Raw genomic sequence first — 21,746 nt, 5'->3', positions numbered from 1 at the left:
AGTATTTTTAGGCGATCGACTAAATTATGGGCAAACAATACAACGTTTATGGGATCGGTAACGCGCTTGTCGATATGGAATTTCAAGTCTCCCCTGAATTACTGCAAGAATTAGGCATCGATAAAGGAGTGATGACGCTGGTGGACGAAAATCGTCAAACCCAGTTGATGGAAAAATTGGCTCTTGATTGTAAACGCAGCGGTGGCGGATCGGCGGCGAATACCCTAGTAGCGATCGCTCAGTTGGGGGGTAGAGGTTTCTATTCCTGTAAAGTGGGCAATGACGAATTAGGTAAGTTTTATCTGCAAGATCTGCGGGCCTGTGGTTTGCATACCAATGAACACGGCGGCGAAAAAGAGGTGGGAATCACGGGAAAATGTCTAGTGTTCGTCACTCCCGATGCCGATCGCACCATGAATACTTTTCTCGGCATCACCGGGGAAATTTCCGAACGGGAATTAGTCCCTTCAGCGATCGTTAATGCCGATTATCTCTATCTCGAAGGTTATCTCGTCACCTCTCCCACTGCCAAAGCTGCCGCTATTAAAGGGCGAGAAATTGCTCAGGCTGCTGGAGTCAAAACCGCTTTATCCCTGTCGGATCCCAATATGGCGATCTTCTTCCGAGAGGGATTACTGGAAATGATCGGAACCGGGTTAGATTTCGTTTTCGCTAATGAGTCGGAAGCTTTGACTATTTCCGGCAGCGAGGAAATCGAGTCAGCGATCGCCTATTTTAAAACCATTGCCAAAGGATTCGCTATCACCCGGGGTGCCAGTGGTTCTTTGATCTATGATGGCGAAAATCTCCTGGAAATTGACCCCCATCCCGTACAGGCGATCGATACCGTCGGCGCGGGGGATATGTACGCAGGTGCGTTTCTCTACGGCATTACCCACGGTATGGGTTACAAAGGGGCGGGAAATCTCGCTTCTCTAGCGGCTGCCCGGGTGGTTTCTACTTTTGGGGCGCGTTTACAAACCGAGGAAATTCAATCCCTGCGCGATTCGATCGTTTTGGGATAGGTTTTGTCGGTGATCAGCTTTCAGTCATCGGGAGTCAGGTTTTTTCTCCCTGCTCCCTGCTCATAGTCTTAACGAGTAATTTAGATAGGGTTTGCTGAATAAATTTGAAATGTAGGCAAAGTAAGGGTTTTGGGGCTTTTCTCGCGAAACAGGTGCAAGATTTTGAGAGAATCGTCGTTCAAAACCTTGCGTCTTCATCGGCCCGCGTCCTGTAGGGGCGAAGCATTCGGGCAATAACCTATCGGTGAAAACGTAGATTTTCTATCCGAATGCTTCGCCCGTACTTATTGAGCAAACCCTAGATAGTCATACTAAATCCTGTTTAAAAGTTATAGGAGAGCGGGGAGAAGGGAGCGGGTTTTTCAAGTTGGATTGGGGGTTAATCATGCTATTAAAAACCGATTCAGTATAACGGTAAAGTTAGACCGTCTTCACCGATAACTTTGGCTGAGTCATAGCGCCTCAATTGTAACGCGCCCACCTTCCACTGCCTCAATCTGAAGTTTAAAGCCATACAAAAGACCCATCCCCACACATCATACGGGCTTTCTCTGGCTGCGACTGCCAAAACGGAAGACGGCTCTATGTCCAATCCGAATCAGCCAAGGTTGAGCATCAGGGACACGCTCCTAGAGATGATCGGTAGCAGTAATCGTATCGTCGGCAAGCTCAAACGCTCCAGTTTCGATGTCGATCGCCACAATTCTCCCGTGATTTCCCTCCTCCACTTGAGAACGTACCTGAGACTCATAAATCTCATTACCACGTCGAGGGAATTCTTCTTTGCTGTAGCGGGGTTGACGAACTGTCATTGGCTTGACCCTGGGGCAACTTTTGCCCTCTATTTTAACCTAAACATTGGGAATTTTCGCTAACATTCCCCAACTAGGCCTACAAGGGCGGCATCGCACTTAAACCCACAGCTTCAATCAATGGGCATGGTGCGTTCCCCAAAAATCGATCGCTGGAGCAGTAGCACTTGCATTAGGGAACGCACCCTACAAGATACGCGATCGCACTTGCATTAGGGAACGCACCCTACAAGATCGGCGATCGCGCTACAAGAGAAAATCTAAGCACCGCCCAACATGCTCATAGTAATCCAGGTACTCCTCCTTTGTGACTTCCCAAGCAATACTTTCATCAGAACCAGGATGTGAAACACGATTAGAGTTTCTACGATCAAATAGGTTTCTGACTTTTATACATACCTCATGCTGGATACCCTTTGATTGCAAGAACTTAACTACATCGTTGACATCATAATTTTTCTTGTTTGCTTGTTCCTGTTTTATACAAACGGCATGAATTTCATTAACTAAATGATTAAGTGCAACGGAATAAGATGCGCTTTTCTCACTTAAAACTCGTAGCTTTGTCTGTTCAAGAACATCAGGCATCTCAGACAACTTTTTCATGTGCATACAGGCAAGATTATAGTATCCAGGCTGATGACAATTTAACTTGCAATCAAGGAAAATACCAATAATGTTACTCATGTGAAAGTTTTGCTTCAGCTTCTCTAATAGTTTTATATCAGCAAATTTAGTCTGACACAAGAACTTGATAATTAAGTCGGCATCCCCTGTAGTGATAATTGTCTTATCTAAACAAAACTTCCTAAAATTATTAGTTGCAGTCGTATCTTTAAGTAGAATGATTAATATTTCAAGGGGCTGTACTTTAACTAAATTAAAATCAAAATCATTAAAAATTTTCTCTATTTTTTCCTTGTTTTCTGGTTTATCAAGGATCTGCTCAACACTTTTGTCAAATACTTCTTGAAGAATTTCCTCTTGTACTGAATCACCTCTCACAAAATAGTCTTCTACTCTGGAGTTTTTAATTTTCCTTAACTCTTCAAATATTTCTTCTAGTTTATCTTGAGGAGTTTTAGTAGGGGGTTCGGATTCCTCCTCTTCTTCCTCCTCGTCTTCTTGAATAGCACTAAAATATTCATCACTGGGAGATGACTTTCTAATATTTTTCAATAGCTCCTCTTTTTCTTCTTCTTGAGATAGTCTGTAAAGCCGTGTTTTCAGATTAAGCTTGAGACCAAGCTGACTATATAGAACCTCGGCGATTTGAGAAGCAATTGAATGAACGAACAAACCCTGATCCTTTTGATCAATAATATCTTTGAATGTTATAGAGATATAAATGTCATCGGTGTATCTAATAATCTTATGCGAGTCAACAACATGTTTGTAGCTATTCAGTACATCGTCAATGAATAGATCACCAAAAACTAAATACAAGTATCCAAGGAAACTTGAAATAATATTGTTGTCTCCTTGAGGTATGCCAGACTTACCATTCGAGATGAATTGAAATAAGCAAATAATTTGCTCCCTTGTAAACATGTCATAAGCCAAATTAGCCTGAACACTTGGCTTGATAAAACGGCTGAGAAGGCTTAACAATGTTGATATTGATAACTCATTAAAATAATTTTCAATATCAAGCTTTAATATTACTTTGCTTGCGTTGTCTAACTTAGTTTCTTCTTTAATTTTTAACTTAAACTGCTCGTGAAAACTACGATAATATACATTCTTTGGATTGATTTGGAGCTTGTTGGATTTGTAGGTGAGGTTGCCACCATAAAAAGCTTCAATGCTATCAATCTTTTTATATGTTTCAATTAAGAATTCTTGCGATAACTTAAGCAAATAAAGCCCGATGGAATAGTATACAGTTCTCATTGGGTAGGTAAAAAATTTATAATCTCTTAGCCCTAGCCCTGGTTTAGGAATGACGTAGGAGAGAACAGAAAACTCTTTCTTTAAACCATAAAAGAGGCTACTGGATATTTTTATATTGAAATAGTCTTGTGTTGGATGGTTGAGGCAATTTATATCTAGCCTCTCATAATAAAACATACTGAGAGTATTAAAGTGCCTATTGTTCATCTTCTGCTTAATCTGAAAATTAAGAAGATCCAGTGCATCTTGCCATAGGTCGAAGTTTATGAAATACCCAAGTTGGGTTGTGCCACTTTTGGTCATTGCTCAATTTCAACAGAAGCCTTGTTTTAATCTAGAGCGCCCATGAAGTAAGCCCTTCCTTCACATGCTGATAATCTTTTGGGCCTGCTCCCTAAGGGCTATGCGGCATAACGGCTAAGTTGAGCGGCGGCTAATATCCTTTGCACCACTATCAATATCTCTCGCTCGTCCGCTCCAACGTGTTGTTAGACCGTGTTTTCGAGATAAGGTAACAACTTCTCTGCCACTTTCAGCTTGTTGCTTTTGCAAATCAGCAAAGATGGCTTTCAAGTCATGATTGAATGACCGAGAGTACTCTTCACGAATTTTGTGGATCTCTTCCACAATCTCATCCTGAAACATAATCAACCTCCGAGAAGTTCATAGGGTGTACAAAGAATTGGCAACTCGTAGCCAAAATCAAGGCTGATCTCTGCCAACTTTCCCTGAATTTGAGCATTGGCGATGTGCTTGCAATTCCAGGTGAGCAGGTAATCCATGCCGTGAACGGTTGCGACGGCGATATGAACAGCATCAATATCAGCTTTTGCGGGAAGGTTGCTGCGTTCCAAAAATTGCTCTGCTAAATCTAGCACAGCTTGGTTCAAGTCGAGTAAAGATAGATTAGCAAGGATTTCTAGTCGTTGAGATGCGATCACAACATCACCTTGTGAGGTTTCTTTCACGACCGCTTGGGATGAGTAAAGTTGAAAATCGCCGCGACGTGTATTCCACCACTCCTTCGTCACCTCAATATTTGCGGCCACAACAATATCTCTGCTGGGTCGAGCAGTAAGATAGCCTAAGATACTGGTTTCAATATAGACGGTTTCGCTCACGGCAATCTAGAAAATCTATCCAATGCCTATCCTACCGCATTTAATCTTGGTTCTGAGGGTGTTGGGTAACAGTCGTCAACCCAACCTTGTACGTGAAATATTCTTGTCAGCATAAAGTTGCCGCAGAAAGCGGTAGTCCCTGATCAAGCAACAGCTTCATAGCGATTAGGAAGTTCAATGATGCGATCATCCAAGTAGGAAGAGGCAAAAATTAGGACTTGTCGAATATCTTCATCCTCCAGTTCCGGAAACTCTTGATGTAATTCTGCTCGATCGGGATAAGTTGCCAGTAGCTCAATCACTCGACGAACCGTAAGGCGAAGGTTACGGATGCAGGGTTGCCCATTCATACGGTTTGGATTGCTCGTAATACGATCTAGTTTCATTAGAGTAATTCTATTGCTTCATGATCACTTTAACCTTTAGCGGGAGTAAGGGACTTGCGCTTTGATAATGTACCATTTAGGGCTGGTCTTATTCTTCTAGAGAGCGATTTTCTGGCTGGGATATTATTCCCACGCAAGTCCCTAACTACTGGTTTAAGGTAAATCCGTCGCCCCCATCAAAAAGCGATCGCATTCCCTGGCAGCCCCGCGACCTTCATTAATCGCCCAAACCACCAAACTTTGACCACGACGACAATCTCCCGCTGCAAAGACTTTCGGTAAGCTAGTGGCAAATTGACCGTGTTCGGCCTTGATATTGCTGCGGCCATCCTTTTCTAGTCCCAAATCATCGAGTAAAGGCTGTTCTGGTCCCAAAAATCCCATGGCCAATAGAACCAATTGCGTCGGGATGAATTTTTCGGTTCCTGCCACCGGTTGGGGGATAAACTGCCCTTTTTCGTTGCGTTGCCATTCCACCTGTACCGTGTGAATCCCTGTGACGTTACCCTCGCTATCCCCCTCGAATTTAGTCGCTGTGGTGGTATAAACCCGGGGGTCATCGCCAAAACGGGCGGCTGCTTCCTCTTGTCCATAGTCCAGACGGTAGATTTTTGGCCATTCGGGCCAGGGATTATCGGCGGCCCGTTCGCGGGGCGGTTGCGGCATAATCTCTAATTGGGTGACGCTACGGCAGTTATGACGCAGGGAAGTCCCCACACAGTCGGTTCCCGTGTCACCACCGCCGATAATTACTACGTCTTTACCCGCAGCCGAGATAAAATCCTCCCCCGGCTGTCCGTCTAGTAGTGCTTTTGTATTAGCTGTGAGAAATTCCATGGCGAAGTGAATGCCCTTTAATTGGCGACCTTCGATGTTCAAATCCCGGGGTTTGGTGGCTCCGGTACAGATAACCACGGCATCATATTCGTTTAATAGGTCTTGGCTGCTGATATCCTTGCCCACTTCCGTGTTACAGACCATTTTTACCCCTTCCTGTTCCAGCATCTGGAGACGACGCAGAACCACTTCTTCCTTATCTAACTTCATGTTAGGGATACCGTACATCAACAGGCCTCCGGGTCGGTCGGCCCGTTCGTAAACCGTCACCCAGTGACCAGCTTTATTTAACTGGTCGGCAGCCGCTAATCCAGCAGGTCCGGAACCGATCACAGCCACTTTTTTGCCGGTACGGATGGCGGGGGGATTGGCAGTAATCCACCCGGATTCCCAACCTTTGTCGATAATCGAACATTCAATATTTTTGATCGTAACGGGGGGATTATGAATACCGAGAACACAGGAACCCTCACAGGGAGCGGGGCAGACTCTACCGGTAAATTCGGGGAAATTATTGGTTTTATGGAGGCGATCAAGGGCTTCTCGCCACAATCCTCGATAGATTAAATCATTCCATTCGGGAATCAGGTTATTAATCGGGCAACCACTGGCCATGCCACTAATTAGGGTTCCCGTGTGACAAAATGGTGTACCACAATCCATACAACGGGCGGCCTGATTGCGGAGTTTATCTTCTGGCATGGGAAGATGAAACTCATCCCAATTATGAAGGCGATCAAGGGGGGTAAGTTCGGAAGGAAGTTCACGCAGGAATTCGATAAAGCCAGTCGGTTTGCCCATAGTCTTTTTTATCTCTGTCGTTTATTCCCTATCTTCCTTCAGGGTTCGATCGATCCCCGCAACTTTACCGATTTCTTTAATCTTATCGGCAACTCAGTGGACTAACAGGCGGTAATTTTGACAAATTCGGGAATTAACTAGGGTCTGCTGAATAAATCTAAAAACCTTGCTGGATAAGACTTTTAGCCTTTTTTGAAATCCAAAAGTACCAGATATGGGAGTGATCAGGGGGAAATTCAGCTACTTTTTCCCTGAAAATTAGGTAATTGACCCCCTCAAAATCGGTAAAACCCCACACCCCACACCCTACACCCTACACCCTGCCACTAGGAAAAACTTTTTCAGCAGACCCTAACTATTGAGTTAAAAACAGGCTATTTCAAGAGGAAGGGGGCAATTCTAACGGGATAGCCCCGATTATTCCCTTACGAAAATCATTGAGTAACTGCATGGCTGCCCTTTCTTTATCTTCTTGATATTTGAGATTGGCCAATTTTTCGATAAAATCTTCCCCGGTCATGTCTAGAGTATTCAACCCATAACGAGATTGTAAAAGACCTTCATAGTGTAATTCTATTAATAAATCGACAAAAGCCGCCGCTATCCTTTGGTTATCATAACCAGCATCCCCAATATCCTCACAGATAGCTAATTTCACCGCATCCCTTTGATTATCTAAACGGGAAGGGATCACCCCTGGCGCGTCTAATAATTCCAAGGTGTCGGAAATTCGTACCCATTGTAATTGTCGCGTTACTCCGGCCCTGCGGGCGCTGGCAACGACTTTTCGCCCTAATAAACGGTTAATCAGGGCAGATTTACCCACATTGGGAAACCCAATCACCACGGCGCGCACTGGACGGGGTAACATTCCTCTTAGTTGGCGTTTTTGGTTAATTTCATCGCCAATTTTTTCCGCCGCTTTGATAATTGCTTTAACTCTTTCTCCCTGTTTAGCGTTAGTAAAATAGACGGTTTCTCCTTGACTTTTAAACCATGTTACCCATTGTTGCTGGGCAGATTCGGGAATCATATCGAGACGATTTAAGATTAACAAGCGCGGTTTATTGCCAATCCAATCGTCCACCTGGGGATGATGGGAGGCTAAAGGAATGCGAGCATCGCGCACTTCTAGGACCACATCCACGAGTTTAAGATGTTCCTTGAGTTTTCTTTCCGCTTTGGCAATATGACCGGGATACCATTGAATTAACGACATGGGAGATGGGAGTATAAAATTAAATCTTATCAGAAATAGTCCCTAGATAGCTAAGTAGGTAGGTTTTAAAAATTGTCAGATTCCCCCTTATTAAGCTATCCATTAGTTACATCTTTCTTAACATAAAATTTGACAAAAAGAAAAAAGTGTGCCTGATGGCTCAAGGGAGTTCTATGGCCGAACTAATTTGATCAGATAGTTTGCAAGTCTGGCTGATATCATCTAACCTTCGCGGTTCCAAGCAAATAGTTTCAACGCTGATCTCACGGCCGAAGCCTGAGAGAAGCCGAGGGGTCGCCTTTTCTACCTAAAAAAACCCAAGAGAAGCAATTATTAAGTCTAAACTGGTTGTGTCTTGAACTGCCAAAACTATTGGATGTTCTTTGATTCTTTCTACTGTACTTTTAGCTTGGGCGGCAATTAGATCTGAGGGGTGAAAATAGGGTGAATTCCAAAAGTCGGATGTGGCACTGGCGGCGGCTAGATTTCCCGAGGCTTGTGGCACACTTATACTAGGTTGGCTGGCGAAGTTTTCCACGATACTGATTAATCCTTTCTTTCTTCTCGTGTCCCCTAGATCTGCATACTGTAATTCTTGGGCTGCCCATTTCTCCATTTTTTTGCTCACCTCGACCTTGATACTAAATCCGTTGAGTATAGGCTACATATCAAGACAGGCAAAAGGCAAGGGGCAAGAGGCAACAGGAAGAATAAATAATCAGTCTTTAACAACTGGATTTGGTATGATTCCTTCTTTCAAAACTATGCCTATCAATCGTTTCCCTTTTTTTTATTTTCTTATCTTTTTGTTAAGAAAAATCTGACTAATCGATAGCTTAATAAGGGGGGTTTGACAATTTTTAACACCTAACTACTTATTTTCTGCCTCTTGCCTGACTGGGAGTCGCAAGTCTAAGCTAAGGATAGCCGGCCAACCCGTACCGACCACCGGATAACTGATAGAATGAATGATTCTCACGCTAATTCTCCTGATCAATCCTCAGAAGAGACAATAGATGAAACCAATTGGGTAGATCTGGGGGAAGAGGAGAAACCCTTAGATAAACCCACTGCCAAACCTATGCAACCATCTCCTCTCAAGTCTATCGCTACCCTGATCACGGTGGAGACGGCTTTTTTGGCCAGTGCTACCAGTTTAATCTGGTTAATTGATTATTATTTTCCCCTCGGACCGTTATTAAGGGTTTTCTTCCCGATTCCTATCGCTTTAGCCTATTTACGTTGGGGCGCTCGTTGTGCTTGGATGACAGCATTAGTTTCTAGTTTACTTTTGTCGGTGTTAATGGGACCGACTCGCAGTATCGTCTTTTTGATTCCCCACGGCCTGATGGGGTTACAATTGGGGCTATGCTGGCGCCGGGGTGCGCGCTGGGAATTTTCTATCTTGACTGGGGGACTGTTGGGGGCTTTTGGTTTATTCTTTCGTTTTTGGCTGTTTTCAATTCTTTTAGGCGAAAATCTCTGGTTATATGTGATTACCCAAGCGACTAATTTTATTGATTGGATTTTCACCCAGTTAGGGATTCTCGCTAAACCGACGCTGCTGCAAGTGCAATCGTTAGCAGTTGTGGGTATATTTGTCAATAGTTTATTATACTTATTTGCCGTGCATTTAGTGGCGTTATTAGTTCTTGATCGCCTCGGTAATCCGATTCCTCGTCCGCCCAAATGGGTACAGGTCATACTAGATTATGAGTAATTATTTAGGGACTTGCGCTTTGATAATCTACCTTTTGGGCGAACGCAGTTCGCCCCTACATTGTGGACAAAATCCGTTACTGTAGGGGCGCAATGCTTGCGCCCTCCGAGCGTTCAGGTTTGCTGATCACTCTAAGTAGGGGGAGAGCCTTCGAGCGCCTCCGCAGCTAAGGGACTTGCGCTTTGATAATATGCCATCTGGCCGGTCTGATTCTTCTACAGAGCGATTTTCTGGCTGGGATATTATTCCCACGCAAGTCCCTTAGTGCTTTATGGTCAGTATCTCCAGTCAACTGTTAATCGATCATTTTTCCCCGATTATCGTCTTGTCAGAGAGTGACCGAGTGAGTTATAGTCGTCTATAAGACTCGATTAAAGCATTTCTTAAAAGAATCGTGGTTTTTGGAAAATCGAAAAGTGCGCTATTTTCCCTTCCACAGAAACCTGTTGCCGAGGGGAGTAACTCAAAAACTCCTTTTTTCCTAGATTCTGATAGACAGAACCGGCGGAAACGGATAAAAAATGCTGTTATCGAGCAAGACTCAGGGATTAATTGAAAATCTCGTCTCCTGGCTGTGCTTGTCCAATTGTGGGTCAAGCCGGCACTTGCCAAACAGACTTAACAACTGAAACCAAGACTCAGTTCCCACGTCTGGGGGGCAGATGAATATCAAGATGAGGCTTTAACGATGCGGACTCATCTTCTTAGAACTTTCTTAACAAGACCAGATTTCCGGAAGTAGCCTCAAAGCATAGACAAATAGCCCATGGTCCGTCGCTTTTGAAACCGAAAGATTGAGGAAATTGAATGCCAAAACAAATAATCATAGCCGAACAACACCATATAGCGGCTGTTTTTTGGGAAGATCAAATTCAGGAATTAGTTGTAGCCACAGGTAATCAGCAGGTGGCCGACATCTATCTAGGATTAGTAGAAAACGTCATTCCTGGGATAGATGCAGCCTTCGTCAATATTGGCGATGCGGAACGCAATGGCTTTATCCATGTCACCGACCTAGGCCCCTTAAGACTGAAAAAAACCGCCGGTGCTATCACGGAATTACTGGCCCCCCAGCAAAAAGTGCTGGTACAGGTAATGAAAGAACCCACTGGCAATAAAGGACCGCGACTAACGGGAAATGTCACTCTCCCCGGTCGTTATCTGGTATTGATGCCCAATGGTCGTGGGGTGAATCTTTCCCGTCGCATCCGCAGTGAAGACGAGCGCTCCCGTTTACGAGCCTTAGCGATTTTGGTCAAACCAGCGGGGATGGGGTTGCTGGTACGCACCGAGGCCGAAGGCAAAGCGGAAGAGGCGATTATCGAGGATTTGGAATTTCTGCAAAAACAGTGGGAGAGCATCCAACAGATGGCCGTCAGCACCCGGGCCCCGGCCTTGCTGAACCGCGATGATGACTTTATTCAAAGGGTTTTGCGGGATATGTACAGTGCCGATGTCAATCGCATTGTTGTGGATAACCCGATGGCGGTAAAACGAGTTAAACAGCAATTGACGAACTGGGGCGGCGGCAAGGCTCTCGAAGGGGTTTATATCGACTCCCATCGGGAAACCCAGCCAATTCTCGACTATTTCCGGGTTAACGCCGCCATTCGCGAGGCCCTGAAACCCCGGGTTGATTTACCCTCCGGCGGCTACATTATCATCGAACCGACGGAAGCTTTAACGGTAATTGATGTTAACTCTGGTTCCTTTACCCGTTCGGCCACGGCCCGGGAAACCGTACTCTGGACTAATAGCGAGGCCGCCACAGAAATCGCTCGACAACTGCGCTTGAGAAATATCGGCGGTGTGGTGGTGGTGGACTTCATCGATATGGATTCCCGTCGCGACCAGTTGAAACTGTTGGAATTGTTTAATAAGTCCCTGAAAAGCGATAAAGCCCGGCCCCAGATTGCCCAATTATCGGAATTGGGGTTAGTGGAATTAACTCGTAAGCGTCAGGGGAAAAACATTTATGAATTATTCGGCAAAACCTGTGACCATTGCGGCGGACTAGGCCATTTAGCCCATCTACCCGGAGAAGGCAACGCCATCGCCCTAGAAACCCCCACCCTTAGCCGCGCGGAAAAAGAAACCCTTGTCGTTGCCCCGATTAATACAAAAGTTCTACCAGATAAGAGCGCTCCTAGCGTTGCCGCTGCCGAACCCTATCTAGAAGTTTTCTCCGAATTTGAGGCCGAAGAAAACGCCCAAGAGATAGATCTTTCCTTCCATCCCAACTATCAAGAACAGGTTAATAATTCTCGTCGTCGCCGTCGTCGTCGTCCCTCGGAACTGTTACTCAAAGAGGAACGGAGCGAAAAAGCCTCTACTAACGGTGTTAACAACGAAATCGAGCCAGAATCAGAACCCCAACGCCTTGAGGAAAAACGAGAACGCCCCGCCCGTCTCTCGAAACGAGGAGAAGATGCCAGCACCGCCAAAAATATCCCCGTCGCCGAACGGGAAAGGGTTTCCGTGGAAATGACCCCGGTAGAACAGGAAGTTTATTCTTTAATGGGCATTTCTCCCCTGATTTTGGTGGATAAGGAGTTTAAAGACCCGAAATCGGTGATTGTTTCCGTGAAACTGCCAGGGGAAAGAGAAGCGGAAAACCCAGAAACGCCTGCTGCCACTCCTGAAATATCCTTGACTCCTACCCTAGAAGCCGAGGACACAGCCGCCACCGCCCCAGTAGAGGCGACGGAAACTGGCGAGGAAGCCGAAAATCGTCCCTTAGTGCGCCGTCGTCGTCGTCCCACCACTAGCGAAGTTAGTCAGGAAATCAACCAAGAAGCTAGTGCGCCAGTGACTTTTACGCCCGAACCGATTGCGCCCGAAACTCCAGTTTTTCTCGGCGAAGTCATTCCTTTAGAAACTCCGGTGAGCGCCGAGGTGAAGGAGGAGCCACAAGTAGAGGCCGAAACCACGGTGCTGCGTCGTCGTCGCCGTCGTTCCTCCGCCACTGCCGATGAGTCATGAGCGCAGAACCCTTAATTGCTGGTGTCGATGAAGTGGGGCGCGGGGCTTTATTTGGCCCCGTGGTGGCGGCCGTAGTGGTCACTGTCCCCTCTGGTTTTGCCCGGCTGTGGGAGTTGGGGGTGAAGGATAGTAAGCAACTTAGCCCCCAAAAACGGCAAAAATTGAGCCAGCAAATACAACGGGATTTTGTTTGTCGCATCGGTTATGCTACGGTGAAAGAGATCGATCGCTTGAATATTCTTCATGCCTCCCTACTGGCAATGAGCAGAGCTATCGGGAAATTACCCCTTTCCCCCAGTCTCTGTTTGATCGATGGCAAGCACATTATTAAAGATTTGTCAATCCCCCAAAAGGCGGTAATTCAGGGAGACCAACAATCGCCGGTAATTGCGGCGGCTAGTATCGTGGCCAAAGTCTGGCGCGATGACTTAATTGCTCGTTGGCACGGACGCTATCCCGATTATGGACTCCCTCGTCACAAGGGTTATGGCACTGCTCAACACCTAGAAGCGATTGGCAACCATGGACTTACTTCTCAGCACCGGCTCTCTTTTAGTCCCTGTCAACAAATCCGCGTCAGTCCCCACTCAAGGGCAGAGTGGGGTGGGGATGGCGATTGAGGGGTTTACTCACTGATAACTGATGCCAGGGCCTGACGGGCAATTTTTGTGACGTAGAGGGTGACAGCAACAGTAGCGATAAAACCGATAAGACGAATAGTCCATGATAAAACTGGGTTAGTGGCTGGTGCCGAGGTCCCGATAGTGGCAAGACTGCCCGCTAAAGAGCCAATATAGACATACATTATCGTCCCCGGAATCATGCCCGCGCAACCTAGTAGATAATCTTTCAGAGAAACCCCGGTGACACCATAGGCATAATTGAGCAGAGTAAAGGGAAATATGGGAGATAAACGGGTTAAAAGCACTATTTTTAGGCCTTCTTTCCCCACAGCTTCATCGATAGCTTGAAATTTATTATTACCTTGAATTTTTTCCGCCACCCAACCCCTAGCCAGATAACGTCCCACCAGAAAAGCGGCAGTAGCGCCGATAGTCGCCCCGATAAAGACGTAAAAAGAGCCTAAAACCACGCCAAAAACCACACCAGCCCCTAAAGTCAGGATTGAACCTGGAAAAAAGGCCACAGTAGCTAGAATATAGATAATTATAAACGCGATCGCTCCCACGGCTCCCAAACTATCCACCCAAGTTAAGGCATTAAAAAGAATAGTTTGAGGATTAAAACCGGTGGAGGCACTGGATTCGAGGGCAAAAGCAGGGGGAGTAGTCAGGAAAAAAACAAGGCTAAATGTAGTTAATAACAGTAAATGCCTGATAATCACAGTTTTTCCTAAGGGCAAAAACTTGGAAATAATCATAAAAAGTCCCTATAAGGAATGAAAAAAAAGAGATTGAACCATAGAAGCGAATTAAATAGAACTGGGGCTATTCTACCCCGATTATCATTGTTTAGACCAGAAAGCCAATCCTGAAAATTCCCAGAAAATCCCTCTCTCTCCTGGAAGATAAGACAAGCAACAGCCCGGTAATTTTTGCTGTTTACTTGATAAGCTAGGACGCATCTTAACCGCCTATCCTTAGATTAGCTGAATCTCCCCTAATCCCTTTACTGTTGCCTCTTGCCTCTTGCCTGTTGCCTCTTGCCTCATCTCAATAAGCAATTTAAATGCGCGGGCAGCTTATTACACCTTGCCGTCTCTGGGTAAAAAATGTCACAATTAGAAATAATTAGCATTGGATATAGCAATCAATCTATGAAAATCCTCCCCGAAGTCAAAGTCCCCACCTTCGTGCAAATGGCACAATGGATCATTAATCCCGTAGCTTTTATGGAAAATTCCGCCCGCAAGCATGGCGATATTTTTAGCACAAAAGTGGGTTTAACTGTAGATAATTTTATCTTTGTCAGTAGTCCTTCAGCCCTACAACAGGTTTTAACTAATGACCGTAAAAAATTTTCGGCACCGGGGGAAGCCAATCGGATTATTGCCCCGATTATTGGTGATTATTCCGTCGTCATGTTAGACGGAGATATCCACAAAAAACGTCGTCAGCTTTTATTGCCACCTTTTCACGGGGAAAGAATGCGTTTCTACGGCGATTTAATCCGGGATATTACCCTAAGAGTAATGGCAGAATTGCCACAAAATCAACCTTTTAAGGCCCGTTCAGCGACCACAGCAATCGCTTTACAAGTAATTATGGAGGCAGTTTTTGGAATTAGTCAAGGGGAACGTTATCAAACCTTGAAAAAAATTCTGGCTGAAATGCTCGATATTTTTAACTCTCCGGTGATGGTTTCTTTGTTATTTTTCCCAATTTTGCAGGCTGATTTGGGTGCTTGGAGTCCCTGGGGAAAATACCAGCGTTACCAAGAAAAAATTGATGATATTGTCTATACAGAAATTGCCGAAAGAAAAGCTAATCCTAACCCCAATCGTAGCGATATTTTATCACTACTGATGTCGGCCCTGGATGAAGAAGGCAACCCGATGAGCGATAAGGAATTGCGCGATGAATTAATGACCTTATTATTCGCAGGTCATGAAACCACAGCCACTGCTATGTCTTGGGCGCTCTACTGGACTCATCGCTATCCAGAAATTAAAGAAAAAATTCTCCAAGAAATAGCCACTTTAGGAGATAATCCTAACCCCATTGATATAACTAGATTACCCTATCTTTCGGCGGTTTGTTCGGAAACTTTACGCATTCATCCCGTGGGAATGTTAACTTTTCCGCGAGTAGTGGAAGAACCGGTAGAACTAGATGGTTATCCTTTAGAAAAAGGGACAATTCTTATGGGTTGTATTTATCTAGCTCACCACCGTGAGCAAACTTTCCCCGATTCCCATACTTTTAAACCAGAACGCTTTTTAGAAAAACAATTCACCCCCTACGAATATATGCCTTTTGGTGGTGGGGCGCGTCGTTGTATCGGGGAAGTTTTAGCTATCTACGAGATGAAAATCGCTATCGCCACAATTTTGGCCAATTATCAGTTAACTCTAGTTAATAATACCCCCGAAAAACCCAGTCGCCGCGGTGTCACCCTTGCTCCCTCGCGAGGAGTTCCCATGGTCTTAAAAGGACGACGGGAACCTCTGGTGACTGCCCCCATGCTCGCCGAAATTTCTTAAAAAAACTGACAAAATATTGTACAATCAGAGTTGTGGTATCCCATATCATAACTCTGCTTTTTTGTCAATAAAATTGGGGATAATTATGGTCTTAATTCGTTTAGCTAAATCCTGGCAAATTTCCGAAAATGAAGTTACTTCCGAAAGTGTTTATTTTAACCGTCGTCGCTTTTTACAGGGGTTAATCGGGACAGGAATTGCGGGGAGTTCCCTATTATTAACTTCTTGTGGTAAATCCTCCTCCTCGGAAGCTTTAGAAAAAAGTTTGCAATTACCTAAAATTGAAGGGTTCAGCAAAAATCCGCAGTTTTCAACGGTAAATCGGCCCGTAGTTGCCGAAACTGTAGCGGGGAAATATAACAATTTTTATGAGTTCGGAGGGGGGAAAAATATCTGGTTAAAAGCGCAGAAACTACCGACGAATCCCTGGATGGTAGAAGTGGGAGGATTGGTAAAAAATCCCCAAACCTACGATATAGATACTATTAAAAAAACCTTCCCTCTCGAAGAAAGAATCTATCGTTTTCGTTGTGTGGAAGCTTGGTCAATGGTGTTACCTTGGCTGGGTTTTCCCATGAGTGCTTTAATTGCGGCAGTGGAACCAAAACCAGAAGCAAAATTCGTCCGTTTTACCTCCTTTTATGAACCGGAAATTACCCAGGGGCCAGGATTACATTTAGGAGCCTTACCCTGGCCCTATGCAGAAGGTTTAAGAATTGAAGAAATGGCCAACGAATTAGCTTTCTTTGCTGTGGGAATTTTCGGACATGATTTACCAAAACAACACGGCGCACCCTTGCGAATGGTTATTCCTTGGAAATACGGTTTTAAAGGGGCAAAATCGATAGTAAAAATTGAATTTACCGCCAAACAACCCGCCACCTACTGGAACACAATTGACGCTCACGAATACGATTTTGAGGCTAATGTCAACCCCAGTAAACCCCATCCCCGTTGGTCGCAAGCAACGGAGAAATTTATCGGCAGTAGAAGTGATTTATCTTGGGAAATTATCGAAACTCTGCCCTATAATGGCTACGGTGAATATGTGGCTAGTTTGTATAGTTGATTTTGATGATTACCCTCGTTTTATTCAGTTTAACTAAGTATCTATGGACAATAAAACTCTGTACGAACAAGACTTTTATCTCTGGATTAGAACTACTATTAATCAACTGCAAGCCAGACAGTTTGAGCGGGTAGATTTAGAGAATTTACTAGAGGAGTTAGCAAGTATGGGAAGGAGTGAAAAGCGCAAAATCGAAAATCTTTTGATTCAATTACTGGTACATTTGCTGAAACTAACCTACTGGACAGGAGAAAAATCTAGAAATGAGGGTCACTGGAAGGGAGAAATTCTCAACTTTCGCCGACAAATAATCGAAGAAATTAAAGATAGCCCTAGTTTGAAACCCTATATTCTAGAAATCTTTGAGGAATGCTATCAATTTGCTAGAAAAGAGGCTCAAGTTAGAACTCAATTACCTCTTGATACTTTCCCCCCTATTCCCATTGGTTCCCTTGAACAAATTCTCGATGAAGATTGGTTTCCCACTAATAACCACGAGTAATATATAGAGGTAAATTATGGATAATAAAACCCAGTACGAAGAAGACTTTTATCTCTGGATTAGAACTACTATTAATCAACTGCAAGCCAGACAGTTTGAGCGGGTAGATTTAGAGAATTTACTGGAGGAATTAGCAAGTATGGGAAGGAGTGAAAAGCGCACAATTAAAAATCTGTTAACCCGATTATTAGAACATTTACTTAAGCTCAAATATTGGGCGGCAGAAAGAGAGAGAAACGAAGGTCACTGGAAGGGAGAGATTAGAACTTTTCGTCTCGATATATTAGATGAACTTAAAGATAGTCCTAGTCTGAAACCCTATCTTTTAGAAATTTTCGATGAATGTTATCTTTCGGCCCGAAAAAATGCCAGTGATCGCTCTCAATTACCCCTCGATACTTTCCCCGCTATTCCCATTGGTTCCCTTGAACAAATTCTCGATGAAGATTGGTTTCCTGCGGGCGATAATCTGGAAATATAGCCATCAGTTAGACTGCTCCATACTGCTCTAACAAAAAACAACTATCTCCCGATAGCGATCGCAAAAGGTCGAATAATTGTAAATTGTTGTCAAGGGGTGCGGTCAGATATAGTAATCATCGCTAGAATGAGCCTAATTGTCAGAAATTTAGTTAAACAAGGTTTTTGGCAATATGCTAATCTGGCTAACACGCTTTTGGGCGTGATATAGGGGAAACTTCTTGTGATCACGCTTAAATGGGGTAATATGCCGAAAGTTGACCCATATTGTTACTTTCAAGAGTGTTATACGGAAAGTTTCTCTATAATTAATAGTTAGGTGAACCTTCCCACTAAAGCTAAACCCCTTGATCTGCCGTATCAGAAAATCAGTGAAACAGCGCAAAGTCATATTAGTGAGATAAATTCGTGGAAAATCCAACTATGAGTATTCAGCAAACTAATTCTCGACAATTCAAATTTAGGCAACCTTTATGCGGTGCTTTTATCATTTTTGGCTTTGTTTCATTTATTCCGTTACTGGGAGCTTTCTTATCAGGGAATGGTTTTAGGTTGACATGCCAAAGAGCAAAGTTATATGAAGGAACGTGCGAAATAGCTATAGGATCATTCTTTAAACGAGAAAGAGTCTCATTTGAATTATCTGCACTGTCCATGTCCAAGACAGAAAAATCAAGTAGCCGAGATAGCGAATCGGGAGAATACTGTCACTTGCCGACTGTAGTAGTAAAGCAAGATGCTTCCCTTAGAGTTTTTACCATGATACCGGGTATTTGTTCTGAGCTTGAAGCAAATAGAGTTGTCCGTGAAATTAATTACTTTATTTCAACTCCCACAGAAGACCAGCTTGATATTCACCGAGGAAGCTGGAAAGAAGTTTTATTGTACTCCAGCCCATTTTTGTTAATGGGGTTGTTAATGTCAGCTTTAGTAGCGCGTGATAGCTTCTCAGTCTGTATATTCGATCTCGATCGTAACTGTTTTACAATCACTCGCAAGAGGTGGTTCCGCACCACAAATATAGAGGAGTTTCCTCTATCTGCAATTGAATCGATCGATCTTGAAACTCAAGATAATGGTATGTCAATAGAACATAAGGTTATTATAAAACTGAACTCTGGCAAAGAAATTGCATTACCTCATGGTAATTGTAGCAACCAAAAATTAGTTTCTGATCTGCGACAATTTCTAAATTTTGGATAATCTTTATAAAATGCTTACAAAACACCTAATAAGGGCTTGCAGCGGAACAGAGCAATGCGTTAGGGTATGATCCAAAGTGTACTACCTACTGTCCGCTGAAGGGTAATGATTCGGTAGTAGTGGCGTAGCTCTCTTGCTTACCTGGTATGAATTGTGTTAAATATTTATTAATAAAAATAATTGGCTCGAATCAGCTGTAGGGTGCGTTCCCTAATGCAACTTCTACTGCTCCAGCGATCGATTTTGGGGAACGCACCATGCCCATTGATTGAAGCTGTGGTCTAAATTTGATCGCCGATCTTGTAGTACGGGGCCTGGTGATGCTCACACAAATGATACTGAATTGCCAGATATTGGAGTTCACTACTGGCTAGATGCAGGAACGAGGCTGAAATACATTTTGAAAGTCTGGGTCGAGGATTAAAGAGCTTGCGAATTAGTAGTCAGGGTGGGCGTTTGCTCACCTTGCTTTTTCATGCGGTAATATGGAATGAGATGGTGAAAGACTGAGACTATAGCTATGACGCTCGCATCTAATGGAAAAACCGCTATCATTCGTACAGAGCGGGGACTGACGATCGCAGGAACCCGCATCACCCTCTACGATGTGATGGATTATGTGACTGCTCAATATCCACCTAAGTTCATTCAGGGATTATTTGATCTGACGGAAGAGCAAATTAACACTGCCCTGGCTTATATTGAGGCTCATCGTGCGGATGTAGAGGCTGAGTACCAGCAAGTTCTCAAAGAAGCTGAAGAACTCCGACAATATTATGAAGAGCAAAATCGTGAGCGAGTTGCCCGTATTGCTGCGCAACCACCTAAGCCAGGCTCCGAGGCTGCTTGGGAAAAGCTTCGAGTGGCTAAGGCAAAGCGTGAGTCGAAAGTATGATTTTTTTGATTGATCACAATCTCAAAGGTCATGCCTTGGTTTTCTTGGGTGCGATCGCAACTTAGGGCTGGCTTGATATCGTCCCGATGCAGTTCGTCACCTTTGCAGAGATGGATTTGTCGATCAACAGTGATGACAGGACGGTTTGGCGACTTGCTCAAGAGAATCAGATGATTTTGCTTACCGCTAATCGCAGTATGGAAGGGAAAGATTCCCTAGAGCAGGTCCTGCGTGAAGAAAATACCTCAGAGTCATTGCCTGTGATCACCGTTAGCAATGCTGATCGGCTTTTGAATGATTCCGAATATCGAGGTCGGTGTGTTGAAAGTCTTGTTGAAATCGTGCTTGATATTGATACCTATCGAGGTGCAAGACGCATTTTTATTCCGTGACGCGCCGAATGCTAGAGCCGTTGAAGTCTATCTGTAGGGACACGGCATAACGGGGTCTTTATACTAAATCGGTTTTTAATAGCATGATTAACTGCCAATCCAACTTGAAAAACCCGCTCCCTTCTCCCCACTGCTGTGACAAAAAACAACTATCTCCCGATAGCGATCGCTAAAGGTCTAATAATTATAAATTTTTGTCAAGGGGTGCGGTCAGACAGAGGAATCATCGCTAGAATAAGCCTAATTGTCAGAAATTTAGTTAAACAAGGTTTTTGGCAATATGCTAATCTGGCTAACAGGCTTTTGGGCGTGATATAGGGAAAAGTTCTGGCGATTGCGCCTAAATGGAGTGATATACGGAAAGTTTCCACATATTGTTACTTTCAAGAGTGTTATACGGAAAGTTGACCTATAATATGTAGTTGGGCTGCTTCGTTTTTTGGTTGTGGCTGTCCTTGAAGGTGATTTGTTAGAATCACAAAGTTTTCGTTATTGAGATTTTTTATGCAATCCGGTCTCCGCAGTGGAAAGCTTACAAAATGGAAAGATGAGCGTGGATTTGGTTTTATTCAACCCGTTGATGGGAGTCAGGAAGTTTTTTTGCATATTTCTGAAATTAAAGATGCAACCCGTCGTCCACAAGAAAACGACACGATTTATTACCACTGCATAGTTGACTCAGATGGCAAAGTTCGAGCTTACAACGCATTTATTCTGGGAGCAAGAAACAAGTCAGAACCTTCAAGTAGTCGAACTAAACCCTCTGATGCCATCATTTCAAGCTTTCCGATAGTTGAGTTAGTTCTGTTGTCGCTTCTGCCTTTGTTTGGAGCTATTCGTTTTACATGGACGACACGCAATCCCATTCCACTGATTCTTTATCCCGTAATGAGCTTAGTGACTTACGCTCTATACGCAGATGATAAATCTCGTGCTAAACGAAAGGATTGGCGAACTTCTGAACAAACGCTACATCTGTGTGAACTTGCAGGTGGATGGTTGGGCGGGTTTATTGCCCAGCGAATATTGCGCCATAAAGGTCAGAAAAAGTCTTATCAAGTCACTTTTTGGGCGATCGTGATCATTCATTATGTTGTATGGCTGTTTTGGCTGTTTTCGGGAGGAACGCTATGACGTATTGCGATTCTAAAAGCAGCAGTGCGATGCCGAAGGCACTGCGTAGCAGTACGCCAATCTTGTAGGGTGCGTTCCCTAATGTGACTCCCACTGCTCCAGCGATCGATTT

The 21,746-nt window shown here is 44.1% G+C and carries 19 protein-coding genes and 3 pseudogenes; 13 read left to right on the top strand and 9 right to left on the bottom strand.

The window, feature by feature from the left end; translation table 11 throughout:
- The first annotated feature begins 26 nt into the window (after positions 1-26).
- Positions 27-1,025 (top strand): adenosine kinase, encoded by a 999-nt coding sequence (locus ACOCD9_RS01170; RefSeq protein ID WP_002774817.1) that lies wholly within the window; start codon positions 27-29, stop codon positions 1,023-1,025.
- A gap of 536 nt (positions 1,026-1,561) precedes the next feature.
- Here the strand turns inward: ACOCD9_RS01170 and ACOCD9_RS01165 are convergent.
- The 8 genes and pseudogenes from ACOCD9_RS01165 to ACOCD9_RS01130 all read right to left on the bottom strand — a co-directional run.
- Positions 1,562-1,837, bottom strand: a pseudogene (locus tag ACOCD9_RS01165) (hypothetical protein).
- A gap of 246 nt (positions 1,838-2,083) precedes the next feature.
- Positions 2,084-4,033: an AbiA family abortive infection protein gene (locus ACOCD9_RS01160; protein ID WP_419546180.1), complete on the bottom strand. Its 1,950-nt coding sequence runs from the start codon at positions 4,031-4,033 to the stop codon at positions 2,084-2,086.
- A 114-nt stretch (positions 4,034-4,147) separates the two neighbouring features.
- Complete coding sequence (locus ACOCD9_RS01155) at positions 4,148-4,375, bottom strand: hypothetical protein (protein ID WP_016516182.1); 228 nt, start codon at positions 4,373-4,375, stop codon at positions 4,148-4,150.
- Between the two features lie 2 nt (positions 4,376-4,377).
- Positions 4,378-4,851, bottom strand: coding sequence for a type II toxin-antitoxin system VapC family toxin (locus ACOCD9_RS01150; RefSeq protein ID WP_419546179.1), 474 nt, complete (start codon positions 4,849-4,851; stop codon positions 4,378-4,380).
- A 143-nt stretch (positions 4,852-4,994) separates the two neighbouring features.
- Entirely contained in the window at positions 4,995-5,237 is a 243-nt protein-coding gene (locus ACOCD9_RS01145) for a DUF433 domain-containing protein (RefSeq protein ID WP_419546178.1), read from the bottom strand.
- A gap of 153 nt (positions 5,238-5,390) precedes the next feature.
- Complete coding sequence (locus ACOCD9_RS01140) at positions 5,391-6,875, bottom strand: glutamate synthase subunit beta (protein WP_419546177.1); 1,485 nt, start codon at positions 6,873-6,875, stop codon at positions 5,391-5,393.
- A 379-nt stretch (positions 6,876-7,254) separates the two neighbouring features.
- Positions 7,255-8,094, bottom strand: coding sequence for a ribosome biogenesis GTPase YlqF (ylqF, locus tag ACOCD9_RS01135; RefSeq protein WP_287699745.1), 840 nt, complete (start codon positions 8,092-8,094; stop codon positions 7,255-7,257).
- A gap of 337 nt (positions 8,095-8,431) precedes the next feature.
- Positions 8,432-8,710: pseudogene (locus ACOCD9_RS01130) on the bottom strand (transposase); the annotation flags it as partial.
- Between the two features lie 34 nt (positions 8,711-8,744).
- On the opposite strand from ACOCD9_RS01130, the gene ACOCD9_RS01125 reads away from it, so the two are divergent.
- The 4 genes from ACOCD9_RS01125 to ACOCD9_RS01110 all read left to right on the top strand — a co-directional run bounded on the left by ACOCD9_RS01125 (position 8,745) and on the right by ACOCD9_RS01110 (position 13,416).
- On the top strand, positions 8,745-8,918 hold the full coding sequence (locus ACOCD9_RS01125; protein ID WP_287699746.1) for a hypothetical protein: 174 nt from the start codon (positions 8,745-8,747) through the stop codon (positions 8,916-8,918).
- A 140-nt stretch (positions 8,919-9,058) separates the two neighbouring features.
- Positions 9,059-9,814: a DUF2232 domain-containing protein gene (locus tag ACOCD9_RS01120; RefSeq protein WP_287699747.1), complete on the top strand. Its 756-nt coding sequence runs from the start codon at positions 9,059-9,061 to the stop codon at positions 9,812-9,814.
- A gap of 807 nt (positions 9,815-10,621) precedes the next feature.
- Positions 10,622-12,796 (top strand): Rne/Rng family ribonuclease, encoded by a 2,175-nt coding sequence (locus tag ACOCD9_RS01115; RefSeq protein WP_419546176.1) that lies wholly within the window; start codon positions 10,622-10,624, stop codon positions 12,794-12,796.
- Complete coding sequence (locus tag ACOCD9_RS01110; protein WP_419546175.1) at positions 12,793-13,416, top strand: ribonuclease HII; 624 nt, start codon at positions 12,793-12,795, stop codon at positions 13,414-13,416. Before ACOCD9_RS01115 ends, ACOCD9_RS01110 begins: the two co-directional genes overlap by 4 nt.
- A 5-nt stretch (positions 13,417-13,421) precedes the next feature.
- Here ACOCD9_RS01110 and ACOCD9_RS01105 read toward each other — a convergent pair whose 3' ends face one another.
- Positions 13,422-14,177 carry a TVP38/TMEM64 family protein gene (locus ACOCD9_RS01105; RefSeq protein WP_419546174.1) on the bottom strand — a complete coding sequence of 252 codons (756 nt, stop codon included), beginning with the start codon at positions 14,175-14,177 and terminating at the stop codon, positions 13,422-13,424.
- A 396-nt stretch (positions 14,178-14,573) separates the two neighbouring features.
- Between ACOCD9_RS01105 and ACOCD9_RS01100 the strand changes: the two genes are divergently transcribed.
- The 8 genes and pseudogenes from ACOCD9_RS01100 (at position 14,574) to ACOCD9_RS01065 (ending at position 21,634) form a co-directional block, all read left to right on the top strand.
- Positions 14,574-15,959 carry a cytochrome P450 gene (locus ACOCD9_RS01100; RefSeq protein ID WP_419546173.1) on the top strand — a complete coding sequence of 462 codons (1,386 nt, stop codon included), beginning with the start codon at positions 14,574-14,576 and terminating at the stop codon, positions 15,957-15,959.
- Between the two features lie 85 nt (positions 15,960-16,044).
- On the top strand, positions 16,045-17,028 hold the full coding sequence (gene msrP, locus ACOCD9_RS01095) for a protein-methionine-sulfoxide reductase catalytic subunit MsrP (RefSeq protein ID WP_419546172.1): 984 nt from the start codon (positions 16,045-16,047) through the stop codon (positions 17,026-17,028).
- 43 nt (positions 17,029-17,071) lie between these two features.
- A complete protein-coding gene (locus ACOCD9_RS01090) occupies positions 17,072-17,530 on the top strand; it encodes a DUF29 domain-containing protein (RefSeq protein WP_002734421.1) in 459 nt (152 codons plus the stop codon).
- 16 nt (positions 17,531-17,546) lie between these two features.
- Entirely contained in the window at positions 17,547-18,011 is a 465-nt protein-coding gene (locus ACOCD9_RS01085; RefSeq protein WP_123230820.1) for a DUF29 domain-containing protein, read from the top strand.
- Positions 18,012-18,418: 407 nt separating this feature from the next.
- Complete coding sequence (locus tag ACOCD9_RS01080) at positions 18,419-19,213, top strand: hypothetical protein (RefSeq protein ID WP_419546171.1); 795 nt, start codon at positions 18,419-18,421, stop codon at positions 19,211-19,213.
- A gap of 520 nt (positions 19,214-19,733) precedes the next feature.
- Entirely contained in the window at positions 19,734-20,108 is a 375-nt protein-coding gene (locus tag ACOCD9_RS01075; RefSeq protein ID WP_002784772.1) for a DUF433 domain-containing protein, read from the top strand.
- Positions 20,105-20,500: pseudogene (locus tag ACOCD9_RS01070) on the top strand (ACP S-malonyltransferase). Before ACOCD9_RS01075 ends, ACOCD9_RS01070 begins: the two are co-directional and overlap by 4 nt.
- Before the next feature lie 504 nt (positions 20,501-21,004).
- Positions 21,005-21,634 (top strand): DUF1294 domain-containing protein, encoded by a 630-nt coding sequence (locus ACOCD9_RS01065; RefSeq protein WP_002731896.1) that lies wholly within the window; start codon positions 21,005-21,007, stop codon positions 21,632-21,634.
- Positions 21,635-21,746: the final 112 nt, after the last annotated feature.

It is taken from the genome of Microcystis sp. (assembly GCF_048564745.1).
Classification (GTDB): domain Bacteria; phylum Cyanobacteriota; class Cyanobacteriia; order Cyanobacteriales; family Microcystaceae; genus Microcystis; species Microcystis ichthyoblabe_A.
Note: the sequence above shows the minus strand (reverse complement) of the source record. Positions and strands in the feature narration are given on the sequence as shown.

Coding starts and splice junctions, on each gene's coding strand:
- ACOCD9_RS01090 (WP_002734421.1), top strand. CDS start 17,072: ATGGACAATAAAACTCTGTACGAACAAGACTTTTATCTCTGGATTAGA.
- ACOCD9_RS01155 (WP_016516182.1), bottom strand. CDS start 4,375: ATGTTTCAGGATGAGATTGTGGAAGAGATCCACAAAATTCGTGAAGAG.
- msrP (WP_419546172.1), top strand. CDS start 16,045: ATGGTCTTAATTCGTTTAGCTAAATCCTGGCAAATTTCCGAAAATGAA.
- ACOCD9_RS01105 (WP_419546174.1), bottom strand. CDS start 14,177: ATGATTATTTCCAAGTTTTTGCCCTTAGGAAAAACTGTGATTATCAGG.
- ACOCD9_RS01065 (WP_002731896.1), top strand. CDS start 21,005: ATGCAATCCGGTCTCCGCAGTGGAAAGCTTACAAAATGGAAAGATGAG.
- ACOCD9_RS01145 (WP_419546178.1), bottom strand. CDS start 5,237: ATGAAACTAGATCGTATTACGAGCAATCCAAACCGTATGAATGGGCAA.
- ACOCD9_RS01100 (WP_419546173.1), top strand. CDS start 14,574: ATGAAAATCCTCCCCGAAGTCAAAGTCCCCACCTTCGTGCAAATGGCA.
- ACOCD9_RS01075 (WP_002784772.1), top strand. CDS start 19,734: ATGACGCTCGCATCTAATGGAAAAACCGCTATCATTCGTACAGAGCGG.
- ACOCD9_RS01120 (WP_287699747.1), top strand. CDS start 9,059: ATGAATGATTCTCACGCTAATTCTCCTGATCAATCCTCAGAAGAGACA.
- ACOCD9_RS01085 (WP_123230820.1), top strand. CDS start 17,547: ATGGATAATAAAACCCAGTACGAAGAAGACTTTTATCTCTGGATTAGA.
- ACOCD9_RS01170 (WP_002774817.1), top strand. CDS start 27: ATGGGCAAACAATACAACGTTTATGGGATCGGTAACGCGCTTGTCGAT.
- ACOCD9_RS01160 (WP_419546180.1), bottom strand. CDS start 4,033: ATGACCAAAAGTGGCACAACCCAACTTGGGTATTTCATAAACTTCGAC.
- ylqF (WP_287699745.1), bottom strand. CDS start 8,094: ATGTCGTTAATTCAATGGTATCCCGGTCATATTGCCAAAGCGGAAAGA.
- ACOCD9_RS01140 (WP_419546177.1), bottom strand. CDS start 6,875: ATGGGCAAACCGACTGGCTTTATCGAATTCCTGCGTGAACTTCCTTCC.
- ACOCD9_RS01110 (WP_419546175.1), top strand. CDS start 12,793: ATGAGCGCAGAACCCTTAATTGCTGGTGTCGATGAAGTGGGGCGCGGG.
- ACOCD9_RS01115 (WP_419546176.1), top strand. CDS start 10,622: ATGCCAAAACAAATAATCATAGCCGAACAACACCATATAGCGGCTGTT.